Genomic DNA, 12,368 nt, shown 5'->3' on the forward strand with positions numbered 1-12,368 from the left:
CGTTGGCCTTACGCGGCGCGATCAAGTTGGCGGGGTACGGCTTCGCCTAACCAACCCTACGAAACCGGATGAGAAGCAGCGTCGATTCTCGCTCAAGCCACCGCCTTCACCGGCGCCAGATGCAGTTCGCGCCGCCGCGCTATCTCGCAATAGAGCTTTAGAATTTTGCGGTCGAGCTCGATATCGCGGGCCTGTTCGGCGGCTTCATGCAGGCGGATGAGGAGGCGGCGCAGCCGTGCATTTGCCGCATCGAGCGCGGCCAGCGAATAATCGCCGTCGGATGTTTCCACGGCGTCGCCGGGTGTCACGCCATGCCTCGGTCCAGCTTCCGCGATCAGCGCACGGAGCGTGGTGTTTTCCCACACCCGCACGGCGGCGCCGTCGGCGCTTTCGAGCGCGACCAGCCTGTTGACGAGGGCGATCAGGCGAAGGCGCGCCGCCGAGAACAGGCCGGCGTCCTCCGGCCGTGGTGGGGTCATCAGCGTCAGCATGCAGCCGTTGAGCAGCTCCGGCACCGTCGGCGTCATGACCAACCCTCCTCGACCAGCCGCGCCAGGAGGTCCGCCGTGATCCGGTCATGCCGGCGCGCGGTGTAGGTGCCGGTAAATCCCAGCACCAGATCGTTGCTGGCGACAAATTCTTTTGCCGACGTGGTCCAGATCGCACAGCCCTTCACCGCGCTGAACAGCTTCCACCATGCCAGCACGGATAGATCGACGCGGAGACCGCTTTCACGCTCCCAGATCGCGATCGCTTCCGCTTCCGGGATCGTCCCGGCGACCCGGCTATCATCGAAATGGCTCCATAACGGGTCGAAGCACCAGGCGAGGTCTTCGATGGGGTCGCCGAGATGCGCCATCTCCCAGTCGAGCACGGCGATGATCTTTCCCCGTCCGTCGTGCATGAAGTTGCCCGAGCGATAATCGCCATGCACCACGGAAATCTTTTGCGCCGGCTTTGGCGGATTGCGGCGCAGCCGGCGGATCGCGGCATGGACGATCGGCTGCGGATGACGTTCGTCGCGCTCGATCACCTCGCCCCAGTAGTCCAGCGCCACGCGCCAGCAGTTGGCGAGGGCAGGGGCGGCGCAGCAGTCGTTGATCGGCAGCGTTGCCGGATCGCGGCGGGCGATGCGCCCCAGAATCGCAAACAATTCGCGGCCGATCGCGCCGGCATGTTCGCCATAGGGCTCGAGATTCATCACCGACGGCACCTGACCGCCATCGATCCGGCTCATGATGAAGAACGGCCGCTCCAGCGCGCCGCCTTCGGTTTCCAGCACCAGCGGTTCGGGCACCGGAACGCTGCCGTGGAACGACTGGTAGGCCATGAATTCGGTTTGCCGGTCGGTGTCGATCAGGCCGCCGACGGGATCGCGGCGCAGGATCATCCCCCTGACCTTGCCGCCGACCTCCGCATCGAAGCGGTAGGTCTCGCGGCTGGCGCCGCCTGGAATGCGCGTGAGATCGTGCACCGCGACGCTTTCGCCCCAGTGCTTGCCGAGATATTGCTCCAGCCGCCGGCCGAGCGTTTCGCCCGAGGTCGACGAATTCATGGCGCGAAATCCAGCGTGGACTTGAACCCCGATGGCGCATGCGGGCCGAGCGCCAGTTGCTCCAATACGCCGCGCCCGTGATGGACGCGGCCTTGCGCATCGCGGCAGCTCACGTCGCACAGCGCCTGAACGTGGAGATGCTGTTGCTGTCGCACGTCGACATCATCAAGCACGATGTCTTCGCGCTCGACCGCGAGTTCGCCGTGGTTGAGCCCGTGCGCCCATTTCGGATGCCCATAGCCGAGGCCGAGCATGAAAAAGTTGTAGATCGGCGTGAACGTCGCTTCGAGCCGCTGCGAACCTTCTCCGAGCGTGACGGTGGCGGATGTTGCGTGCCGCGTGCCGGATTTCCAATTCAGCTGCGCGGCGGCGTGTTCGATTTCCTGCAGCGGGGCGTTGTCGGGCGCCCAGACTGCGCGGCGATTCCAGGGCAGGCCGGCGGCGTCGTCGTTGGAGTGGAAGAAAAGACTGGCGCTCTCGAAATTGCAGGGCGACCACAGCCAGAAGAATTGCGGCGGTGCCGCGGGCGCGAGCGCCTGCGGATCGCGGAGGCCGACGGGGCGAACGCCCCACGAGCGGTCGCGCGTGCCGACAAAGCCGTCGACCGGTTCGCGAACGCCGTCGAGTTCGATCCAGCCCTGATAGCGCCCGTTCTGCGTCAACCTGGTGTAGTCCATCAGGGTGCGCGGGCCGATCCGCCGGATGAAGCGCGGCTCCTCGATCGGGGCGCTGCGGCCGGTGAACACGATATCGGCGGATAGGCCATGGTCCGGCGCGTCGACGATCATGCGCAATTTGCGCAGGGGCTCGACGACCTCGATGCGGACAGGTCCGACGGCGAGGTCCATCCGCTCCATGTTGAGGCAACGCGAGGCATGCAGCGCGGTCTCGACGCCGTTGCGCACCACCACAAAGGCGGCATCCGCAATGTTGAGATGCGGATAGACGCCGAACGCCGCCGCGAAGAATGACGTGTTTCCGGGCTCTGTCGAATAGCCATTGAAGAAATAGCGGTCGTAGAAATTGCGGTCGGTCCCCGCATACGCCACCGGTTCCGGTGTCTGGTGGATCGGGTAATCATCGCCCTTGCTCAGCGCCAACGCGTTCGCTCCCGGTAAACGTCTGTGGCGTTTTTCGCCATTCTGGGATGCGGAGAGTACTGGCGCGGGAGGTGAATGCAAGGGGAGGCTCTGGCCGCGCAGCGTGGCGCGAATTCACTGGAGCCTTATCGGTTCTGATTGAATCAGAACCGGGCTCTACTCTCCTGGTTTGACGCGCTTTCTTTACGCGAACCGGCGTCCACCCCCGGATCAAGTCCGAGAGCAAGCTTCGCTCGAAAACGCTCTACGTAGGTTGATGAGCGTCTGCTTCAGTGGCGTTGTTGACAGGCTTTCTCTTAGAGAGGCAAAGCTGAACGAATTCCGCCAGGAACATCAGCGCCGATCGGCCGGGCAGGAAGAAATAGCCGCCGCCGTGAACCGTCACGAAGCTCTCGCCGCCCGGTAGCGCCAGCGAGCCGGCCGAGGTCGGGATCGTAAATCGCGTCGATGCACCTGATGGCTTCACCGCCACGATCGGATCGGGTTCGTTGGTCAGCCCGGCGAAGCTGGTAGAGCCCAGCCAAGATTGCTGGATGAATTCGAACTGGCGTTCGAGATCCGCGCATAGGCCAATGAACAGAAGGCCCTTTTCGCCTTCCTGTTGATAGGATCTGCCACGCCGCAACAGACGATGCCGGTTGGTGATCATCAGTTGCGAATCGTCTCCCGGCGCCAGGCTGCCGCGGGGATTGGTTCGGCGGATATGCGCGCCGAACGGACAATAGAGACCCTGGGGGTCATCGACCCCGAAGTTCAGGTCGGTATCGGTCTCTTCGAGAGAGCCGTCATCGTCCTGCGGCGGCGGAACAGGTCCGATCGGACGGACGATCAGCGGCACGCCGTCATGCCAGCGTCCCATCATCTTGGCTTCCACCCAGTCCCGTGTCACCGCGCCGCCGATCAGGCCGGTTAGCTGATCCGGGTCTCCCAGCGCCATTACGCAACGATCAGCGTAGGCGTGAAATTCGTCGACATGCTGTTCGAGTTGCCGGATCGCCAGGAAGGTGCCGTTGCGTCCGAAGTCGCGCACTTGCGGACGCGGATCCTGGAAGGCGGAGAAGCGGGTATCGCCCGCTGACGGGACCGATCCAAGCCGGTTGCCGGTGTCGCTTTCGCGGGCGACCACGGGCGTTGGCGGATAGTAGCCCTGGTTACTTTGGTAGCCGAGCAGGAATTCGCCGGGCGCCATGATGTCGCGGGGCTGTTGCGCACCGCTCGCAAAACGCTGGGTGCCGCGTATCACCGGCTGCGAAATGCCGTCGCGGAAGCCGAAGTGTTCGTAGCTGATGCCCTTTTCGATGTGGTCGGCGCTCTTTTTGGTCGGCTGAGTATTTAACTCGGTGATCGCAAGACCTGCGCCGGTCAGCGACGAACGATGCAGCTCGAACAGGGTGTCGCATTCCTCCTGCGATTTTCCATAGACAAAAATCGCCGCGTGAACCGCCTTGTCGGGGTCGGCATCCGACCAGCGCCATGACGACGGTTCGGATGCAGCATAGTCGCCGAGGATGCGCTGTCGCGACGACATTCCAAGATTGAACGCGGTAGGGAATGTCGACAGCGTGTCGAACCCGCAATCGTTCGATTCCTTGAGGAGGTGGGACAGGCCTGCCGCCGTAAAGGCGACGCAGGTTGCCGAAGGCTCTTCGCCGATCAGCGGCCGGTCGCCGAACGTGACCTGCAAACGCTCATCCGGCTCCGGATCTCCGGTACCGTGCGGATCCCATGTGCCGGACACCAGCGATGCCAGCCATCTGGCGCAGACATTGCGATCGTCGGGCAGGCGGATGGCAGCGAACTTCATATAGGGAAGCCGCTTGAAGCCGCGGAATACGACGGACTGCACCTCCGGGGTCTCAATCACCGTATCGGTCTTCGGCATCGAGCCGAAATAGCTGAGCCATGCACGGGCCTGCGAGTCGGTGGTTGCGCGCGCCAGCTCCCAGGAGATTACAGCGTTGTTGCGCAGCTGATCTGCGGTCAGATGCGAGAAGTGGTGAAACCAGAATTGCGTCGGCTGCTGCTGGCGACGAACCCATCGCTTGAAGCGATCGCCGTCTTGTGCGCCGCCTTGGACCAGCCATTTGGTGCGCGGAAAACCGACGGCATTGCTCCAGGCCGCGTTCTGGCCCAGATAGGCCTTGGTGACGAAATCCTCGAGATAACTTTCCCAACTGCCGTCGTAGTTGGAGAGGAACACCAGGCGCTCCGATCCCGGCGGCCGGAACCAGCGCGCGAAATGGATCGTCCCCATGTTGACGATGTAGCCGGGGCGGAAGGCGCGGCTCACGACGAGTTCGATCCCCCACAGCGCGACGCCGAGCGTGAGCTTCCGGAACCAGCCGGGTTTGAGCGGCGAGACCGACAGAAAATGATTCTGCTCGCAGTTGGGATCGTTTTCGCGTTTCGCGATCTCGCGAACCTTCGCGAGATTGGGGTCGAGATCTTCCGGCCGGTCAGTGATGTCGGCCCAATGCAGTCGTGCGGCAAAGGCGCCGACGAGGATGCCGACCAGCGTCGCGGCGCCGATACATCCCGCGACCAGCGAAATGAGGCATTGCCCGATTGTCGTCAGAAGATGCGCCGGCGCGAACGACAGCGTGAAATCGTACCATATGAAGCATAAAACGCTGACGATGATCGCGATCGCCGCCAGGATAAAGTAGGTCGGAAACAGCGTTGGTGAGGACAGCACTGCGGCGAGACGGCTATCCGGCTTTGTCCAGCAGAGGGTCGGCGGTTCCTGGCGGCTTGGGATCGTCAGATAGCGCCTGAAGGCAGGGCCGCGTTCCAGCAGCGACCTTGTTTTTGGATCGTTCATTGCGCGTAGTCTGGGCTTGTCGTGAATGAGGTCGCGAACGAACTGCAGGGCATTGGTGGCGTGGCTGCCGATACCGGCATGAACCTCCACGAAATGATCGACGGCTTCGCGGCAGAACTTCGCCAGATCGTCCTGTTGCTGGATGCTTGCTATCGACTGGCCGGGCAAGCCGAAGAAGCACAATCCGGCCGTTCCCCATGGTCGCGCCTTCAGCTTGATCTCGCTGGCTCTCAGCAATTGGCCGAGCACCGGACCGGTGCTCGCCGGGACGGGAGTGGTGTCGCCGTTCGCAGCCGATCGGAACAGGCTCAGCAGCCACGGGCTGGCAGAGGCATCGACCGCGTCGATCAGCCTGTCGGAAGTCCCGTCGCCATTCACTTCCAGCAGCAGATACGGCGCCGGGGCAATCGGATCGCCAAGATCGATGACGTTGAGCGAAGCGAAATGAACGAGGTTCGTGCGCTGGAGTGCGTCACGCATATTTGGTTGTGGTTGCGCGCCAAGATTCTCGATCGCCTGACGCCAGGCGTTGATGTCAGCTTGTGCGGTAAGCGGCGCCAGCACGGTGACCATGCTCTGGATTTGCGATCCGTAGGCAGGCTTGAACTCCATGTCGAGGCGGCGGGGAAACACGCCGACCCGGTAGATCTGTCCCCACTGATCCTTTCTGACGTGCACCGCGTCCCTGGACAGCAGCGATTCGAAGATCGCGGTGATCTGCGCCATCGCCAGCGTCTTGCCGAGGCAAGCATGAACGCCGGATCCGAACACCAGTTCATAGCCCCTCGACTGGCGGTCGCGCATCGCCGAGGCGGTTGCGACCAGCAAGACCGATCCGGCGGCAATCCGGTGTGAGCCCGACGCTGTCGTGACGGTTGCGTCCTGCGCGGCATAGCGCCATTGCCCCGGGTTGAGCGCCGGGTTGAGCCGTGCCGCCTCGAACAGAAGTTGCTCCAGCCGGTCGCGCGCCGACGGGTCGTCGCTGCTGCGCGCTTGCTTCGCCGCCGCGGCGACCGCATCCAGTCCGTCTGGTTTCCGCAACAGCTGCTCGAGGATGTTGCCGGCCGCCAGGGTCGTGGTCGGGATGAATCCCGTGATCATGCCGACCATGATGGCGCGAATTTCAGCTGGCGGCGTTCCGGTGTCGACGAGGCGTTCAAGGATCGTCTTGCCCAGTCCTTCGGTCGGCATTGGCGGGTCGACCGGGAGCCGCGCCATGGCGGCATCGATCACGGATCGTACCCGCGCTGCCCCGGCAAGGGCGAGCTTGCGGGTCGCGGGCTTGCCGAACGGATCGGCGAACAGCAACGCCGATATCGACATCGACCATTCGGCGAAAGCGTCGGGGTCGTCGACGCCGAGCCCGAAGAATTCGGCGCAGGTCTCGGACGCCACCCTGGTGATGAGATCCTTCATGACATCGATACGGCCCTCGGACGCATCGAGCAGCGTATCGGCGATCTGCCGTGTCCGCTGGATCAGCCATTTCGCGTCCTGTTCGCCGATCAGGTCGCGAATAAGGTCATGTTGGCGCTGCTGCTCGACACCTTCGAGGCCGAGGACAAACGTTGCGGCACCGCCGCCGAGCTCCTTCATCTCCGGGCCGTACGGCACGCGGAAGATGTCGTGCTTGGCGAGCACGTCGCGCACGTCGGCGTCGCGGGTGATGATGACCAGCCGGCCGAATTTCGGGATCGGCCAGCATGCCCGGAAGAAAGCGAACGTTACCCGCAACGACCACAGCCAAAGCCGTCGGAGAACCGGCGACCAGGACCGATCGGCGCCGAGGTCGTTAAAATCGAATTCATCTTCGTCGGATGCGTTCCCGTTCCCGGATATCGCCTGGGCTGCGGTAATCTTGTCGAAATATTTCAGCGTCCACCCGGCGAATAGTCCCCCTGCCGCCTTCGCGTCCCCCATAACTTCCCCTTCGTTCTGAAATAACCTTCGCGCTCTAACGTCGTGAATTATTGCCTTCGGTCGCGAGGCGGGTGCGTCCCGCCGAGAGCGAAGCGACCGACTCGACAAACCGATGGTTCACCGAGCGGTCTTCAAATGGAATCCAGTCAATATACTTGGTCGTAAAGCGCGGCCTGACGGCCCGGAGCTCCTCAAACGCCACCTTGGCCTGCTGCGTTTCGCCCAGTCTGAAAAGGGCGTCGATCTTGACCATATGGGCGTACCAATATTGTTCCCGCCGGACGATGGCCAGATCCGCATAGGCGATCGCTTCCCGGTAATCCCTGAGCAGGCTGGACCTCATGGCCAGTTCGCCAAGGACGAAGAACAGATGCACGTCGAACGGACTGAGCCGTCGCGCCAGTTCGAGGTGCCCGCCAGCCTTCTCATGCCCGCCGGATAGATTCAGGGTGGAGCCGATCTGGGCGTGCGCAATGGCCAGACTCGGCGTCAGTTCGACCGCCTGGTAGAGCAGGTCCAGCGCGGGTTGCATGTGCCGCAACCAGGTCTCCGCCGTGCCCGCAAGCCAGTAGGCCCGGCCGTCGGACGGATCGGCGCGCATCGAGCGCTGGGCGAGGCCCCGCATTTCCTGCACCCGATTCCCCGACTCCCGACCGGTCCAGATCGCCCAGGCCAGTCCATGGGTGACGTTGATCAGGGCTTCCGGGGAATGAGGATCGAGTGCAAGCGCCCTGGCGAACAGCTCCTGCGCCTGATCCGAATCCGCATGATGCAGTCGGTTCAAATGCCAACGACCGCGCCAGAGCAGATCGGTGATGTTCGCGTTCGACGGCACCCGTTCCCGCGCGCTTGATTGCTCGCCGTGATCGATCTTGGCGCCGAGATGCGCCACTAGCACTACTTTGGCAGATTATTGCAATTGATCGGCGAAACTGGATTCCCGAATCAGATTTTCAATGATTCATGGGTGGTCGGCTTTTGGAGGGCCGACCATGGTGAACACGACACCGAAGTGGGAAGACGAGCTTGGACGCTGGCTCAAGCCATTCCTGGATCGCTTGGGTCACAAGGCCCGGCGACGGATGTGTCCGCTTTATATCTCGGGACTGATTGGACCAGGCGATCGCAAGAGCGTCCAGCCGATGGCGGCGCGGCTGGCACCGGGCGACTATGACCAGTTGCATCATTTCATCGCTGATGGTGTCTGGGATGCGGCGCCATTGGAGTCGGAATTGCTGGTTCAGGCCGATCGCCTCGTTGGCGGCAGTGATGCGGTGCTGGTCATTGACGACACCGCGATGCCGAAGAAGGGCGATCGTTCGGTTGGTGTGGCTCCTCAATATGCCTCATCTCTCGGCAAGACGGCCAATTGCCAAACGTTGGTGTCGCTGACGCTTGCGCGGGGTGAAGTGCCGGTCATGGTGGCGTTACGTCTCTTCGTTCCCGAGAGTTGGACGAGCAATCCGGTGCGTTTGAAGCGTGCGGGCGTTCCAGTCGAGCACCGCGCAGCGCGGACCAAGCCAGAGATCGCCTTGGCGGAGATCGATCGCGTGATGGCAGCCGGTATGCGCTTTGGCTGCGTGCTGGCGGATGCCGGTTACGGCCTCAGCGCGCCGTTCCGTCAGGGGCTAACGACACGCGGCCTGGCCTGGGCCGTCGGTATCCCTCGTCACCAGAAGGTTTATCCGGTGGAGGTTAAATTGATCTGGCCGGTCGCCGGTCGAGGTCGTCCCCGCAAGCGGCACATTCCCGATATCCTGTCGAGGGCAGCCGAAGACATGCTGGCCAATGCTAAGTGGCAAAATGTGAGTTGGCGAAACGGGACCAAGGGCCGGCTGGAAGCTCGCTTCGCCGCGATTCGCGTGCGGACCGCTGATGGACCTCCGCAGCGGATCAAGGACATGGGCCAGCAGCATCTTCCGGGGGACGAAGCCTGGCTTATCGGCGAACACAGGACGTCGGGGGAGAAGAAATATTATCTCGCCAATATGCCGGCCGAGATGAATCTGCGCACGTTAGCTGCCACGATCAAAGCTCGATGGATTTGCGAACAGGCCCATCAGCAGTTGAAAGAGGAACTCGGGCTTGATCACTTCGAGGGACGATCCTGGCAGGGCCTTCATCGTCATGCGCTCATGACCATGATCGCTTACGCATTCCTCCAGCATCGCCGTCTCGCACAAGCGGGGCGGAAAAAAAAGAATCAACGGTCCACCGCCTCAGCCGAGCCTGCCGGCCGTACGCCAAGCCATCGTCGATCTCATCGTTCAACCACGACCTCAGCGATGCCCGTACTGTAGAAGACAAATCGGCGGAAAGCAGCAGCGTGAATAAATCTGCCAAAGTAGTGCTAGCTCCTGCAGACATTCGTCGAACGCGGTCGCAATCACCGATCGGCCGATCTCGATCCGTTTCGACCAGACCGCCTGAAGCCGCACCGCCTCATAGAGCGTGACGTCGATCCGCATCAGGTCTGCCGCGGTCCGGATCGATCCGTCGAGGAAATATTTGGCGCCGAGCCCTCGCGCTTCCTGACTGGAGATCGTCGCACCCCGCGGGTCGCCGGAGTCGCCGGCGATCACCGCCAGCCATCGCACGCGCGACAGACGGTTGATCAATTCCTGCTTGAAGCCCTCGGCAAAATAGGCGTCGTCCGGGTCGCCGGTCAGGTTTGTAAAGCGCAGGATCGCCAGCGAGGGGCCATCGCTTGCGGCCTGTCCCGGCCAGATCGGGCTGGATACGGAGATGGCGGCCGGGGCCCGCGGCGGTGCGGCCCTGGTCGCAGCGTTATCTGCCGCGGACCTGAGCAGGCGCGCGCGTTGCTCGCGCAGCCAGTCTTCAAAGGCTTCCTCCCCGGGAATATCGATCCCCTCGAGGAACTCGCCGGACTGACCGGCGCCGTGTGTGCCGGCCTCGTCGTCCGGTTCGAAAATGTCGACACTGACGATGCTGAGGTCGAGCCGTACCCGGTCCCGCTCGCAGATCAGCGGCGTCCAGGACGGGCGGTTGAGACGCTGGCGCAAGTCCGACAACTCGCGCCGCAGGCTACCGTTCGCCTCCTTCGGCTCGCGGCTGCCCCACAGTTGGGTCTGGAGCCAGCCGCGGGCCCGCTCGCCGTCCTTGGAAACGGCAAGCATTGCAATCAGCGCCGCGCCCTTGCGGCTGGAAATTACAATCCGGCGCCCTTCCGGGTCCACGAAGCTGAATGGACCGAGCAGACGAAGCTTAAATTTCGACGTCCAAGTCAACATTCAGCAGCCATCCCCACCTCCGATGATAGCCGACAAACCGCAACTTTCACGCTTTTTTTTCGATTTCTGAACGTTGCGGTCGCGGCTCGCGCAACGGCGCGATGCCAGGTTTTCAGCGCGCGCTGAATTCGGGGAACTGCGGGCGGCAAGGCCCGTCGGTTTTCCGACATTCACGCGGGCCGGGTGCGTGGAGATCGATCTCGACGCGCGCACCGCTGCACGATGAATCCGGAAATGTTTCACGCAAGGGTTGCGGATGCTGAGTCCGGTTCGGGATGTCAATTCCGGTCGAGGGCGAACTAAAACAGGGGCGCCCTTTCGGCGGACTCAAGCCGCGGCTCGGGGAGTTGCGGCAGGAAAAGATCGGCGGTCGGGCCAACGCCTGACCCTGCCGCGGGGCCGCATGTCACTTCTGAGCAATTCAGCCCTTCACGCGTCGCATCGTCATCGAATGGCGAAAGCGGGCTGCGGGATGGGTATTGATCGCGACCTGCGCGATCTTGCCGGTCGCGAGCTTGTAGGTGCGTTGCACCTCGAGCGCCGTGGTGCCGGGCTTGACCTTCAGGCCGCCGGCCAGTTCCGGCGAAATCAACGCCGCCGCGATATCCTGATGGACTTCCACAATACTCTGGCCGAACAGGTCTTCGATCAGATGAAAGATCGGGCCGGTGTGACGCTGCAGCAGGCGGCCGACCGCGGCAAACTCCCGGTTGATGTAAACCTCGGTCCAGCAGATCGGAAATTCATTCCCGTCGGTGTGGCGAAGACCGCGGACCGACAGCCATTCTTCGCCGCTGGCGATGCCAAGACGAGCGGCGAGCTTGGCATCGACGACGATCATCTCGATCGCGTCGATCGCAAACCGGACGCCGGTGGCGAAGGCGACGAGGTCGTTGATCGACATCACCTCGTGGACGAAGGAGTCGGCCGGGCGCGGCGGCACCACGATCGTTCCGGCCCCTTGCCGCGAGGATACCAGATTGTCCTCGCGTAACCGTCGCAATGCCTCGCGTACGGTGTAGCGACTGACAGAAAACCGCTCGCACAGTTCTTCCTCGGTCGGAAGCTGCGATCCGACCGGATGCACGCCGCTGACGATCTCGTCCTTTAGCGCGCGCACGACCTGGAGATAAAGCGGATCGTCGGATTTGACCTCGGCCGGGGCGCGCGTCTGCGGCCTCACTTTCGGTGAGTTCGCCTTGCGCGTCCTGGTTTCAGTCTTCGATGCCATGGCCTCTCTTGGCGATCAGCGCGGTCCGCTCAAAACTCATGAAGGGCGTGCCGTCTCCCTTCTTGCCGATCGTTCGTACGGTGACAAGGCCTTGTCCAGGCCGCGATGCTGATTCTCGCTTTGCCAGCACCTCTGATTCGGCGTAGATCGTATCGCCGACGAACACCGGCGCGGTCAGCTTGATGTCGTTCCAGCCGAGATTGCCGATGGCCTTCTGGCTGATGTCGCTCACGCTCATTCCGACCACCATCGACAACGTCAGGCAGCTGTTGACCAGCGGCTGCTTGAACTCGGATTTGGCCGCGTAGACCTTGTCGAAGTGCAGCGGGTGGGTGTTCATCGTCAGCAAGGTGAACCAGGTGTTGTCGCTTTCGGTGATGGTGCGGCCGGGGCGGTGCTCGTAGACGTCGCCGATATTGAAGTCGTCATAGTAGCGGCCGAAACTTTCGCGATAGCGCTGGGGACCGATTTGATCGTGGCCTTGCATGTC

9 protein-coding genes are annotated in these 12,368 nt (G+C 62.8%); 1 reads left to right on the forward strand and 8 read right to left on the reverse strand.

Annotated features, from left to right (window positions below):
* Nucleotides 1-92 precede the first annotated feature (92 nt).
* From BLR13_RS24210 to BLR13_RS24230, 5 genes are all read right to left on the reverse strand, one after another.
* Nucleotides 93-527, reverse strand: a complete 435-nt coding sequence (locus BLR13_RS24210; RefSeq protein WP_074818760.1) for a hypothetical protein — start codon at nucleotides 525-527, stop codon at nucleotides 93-95.
* Nucleotides 524-1,555, reverse strand: a complete 1,032-nt coding sequence (locus BLR13_RS24215) for a phosphotransferase family protein (RefSeq protein WP_074818758.1) — start codon at nucleotides 1,553-1,555, stop codon at nucleotides 524-526. The genes BLR13_RS24210 and BLR13_RS24215 overlap by 4 nt, the downstream gene beginning before the upstream one ends.
* Nucleotides 1,552-2,655 (reverse strand): hypothetical protein, encoded by a 1,104-nt coding sequence (locus BLR13_RS24220; protein ID WP_074818756.1) that lies wholly within the window; start codon nucleotides 2,653-2,655, stop codon nucleotides 1,552-1,554. The genes BLR13_RS24215 and BLR13_RS24220 overlap by 4 nt, the downstream gene beginning before the upstream one ends.
* A gap of 244 nt (nucleotides 2,656-2,899) precedes the next feature.
* Entirely contained in the window at nucleotides 2,900-7,396 is a 4,497-nt protein-coding gene (locus BLR13_RS24225) for a hypothetical protein (protein ID WP_074818752.1), read from the reverse strand.
* Nucleotides 7,397-7,430: 34 nt separating this feature from the next.
* Nucleotides 7,431-8,288, reverse strand: coding sequence for a tetratricopeptide repeat protein (locus BLR13_RS24230; RefSeq protein ID WP_074818749.1), 858 nt, complete (start codon nucleotides 8,286-8,288; stop codon nucleotides 7,431-7,433).
* 100 nt (nucleotides 8,289-8,388) lie between these two features.
* Here BLR13_RS24230 and BLR13_RS24235 point away from each other — a divergent pair, with 100 nt between their 5' ends.
* Nucleotides 8,389-9,696, forward strand: coding sequence for an IS701 family transposase (locus BLR13_RS24235; RefSeq protein ID WP_083387697.1), 1,308 nt, complete (start codon nucleotides 8,389-8,391; stop codon nucleotides 9,694-9,696).
* Here BLR13_RS24235 and BLR13_RS24240 read toward each other — a convergent pair.
* The 3 genes from BLR13_RS24240 to BLR13_RS24250 form a co-directional block, all read right to left on the reverse strand.
* The gene (locus BLR13_RS24240; protein WP_143039680.1) at nucleotides 9,676-10,647 is read right to left on the reverse strand and encodes a hypothetical protein; all 972 of its coding nucleotides are present in this window, start codon (nucleotides 10,645-10,647) and stop codon (nucleotides 9,676-9,678) included. The genes BLR13_RS24235 and BLR13_RS24240 overlap by 21 nt on opposite strands.
* A gap of 421 nt (nucleotides 10,648-11,068) precedes the next feature.
* Nucleotides 11,069-11,878, reverse strand: a complete 810-nt coding sequence (locus BLR13_RS24245) for a GntR family transcriptional regulator (RefSeq protein ID WP_079586008.1) — start codon at nucleotides 11,876-11,878, stop codon at nucleotides 11,069-11,071.
* Nucleotides 11,862-12,365, reverse strand: a complete 504-nt coding sequence (locus tag BLR13_RS24250) for a MaoC family dehydratase (protein ID WP_074818742.1) — start codon at nucleotides 12,363-12,365, stop codon at nucleotides 11,862-11,864. Before BLR13_RS24250 ends, BLR13_RS24245 begins: the two co-directional genes overlap by 17 nt.
* Nucleotides 12,366-12,368: the final 3 nt, after the last annotated feature.

This window comes from Bradyrhizobium ottawaense, assembly GCF_900099825.1.
GTDB lineage: Bacteria > Pseudomonadota > Alphaproteobacteria > Rhizobiales > Xanthobacteraceae > Bradyrhizobium > Bradyrhizobium ottawaense_A.

Coding starts and splice junctions, on each gene's coding strand:
- BLR13_RS24250 (WP_074818742.1), bottom strand. CDS start 12,365: ATGCAAGGCCACGATCAAATCGGTCCCCAGCGCTATCGCGAAAGTTTC.
- BLR13_RS24235 (WP_083387697.1), top strand. CDS start 8,389: ATGGTGAACACGACACCGAAGTGGGAAGACGAGCTTGGACGCTGGCTC.
- BLR13_RS24210 (WP_074818760.1), bottom strand. CDS start 527: ATGACGCCGACGGTGCCGGAGCTGCTCAACGGCTGCATGCTGACGCTG.
- BLR13_RS24245 (WP_079586008.1), bottom strand. CDS start 11,878: ATGGCATCGAAGACTGAAACCAGGACGCGCAAGGCGAACTCACCGAAA.
- BLR13_RS24240 (WP_143039680.1), bottom strand. CDS start 10,647: ATGTTGACTTGGACGTCGAAATTTAAGCTTCGTCTGCTCGGTCCATTC.
- BLR13_RS24215 (WP_074818758.1), bottom strand. CDS start 1,555: ATGAATTCGTCGACCTCGGGCGAAACGCTCGGCCGGCGGCTGGAGCAA.
- BLR13_RS24225 (WP_074818752.1), bottom strand. CDS start 7,396: ATGGGGGACGCGAAGGCGGCAGGGGGACTATTCGCCGGGTGGACGCTG.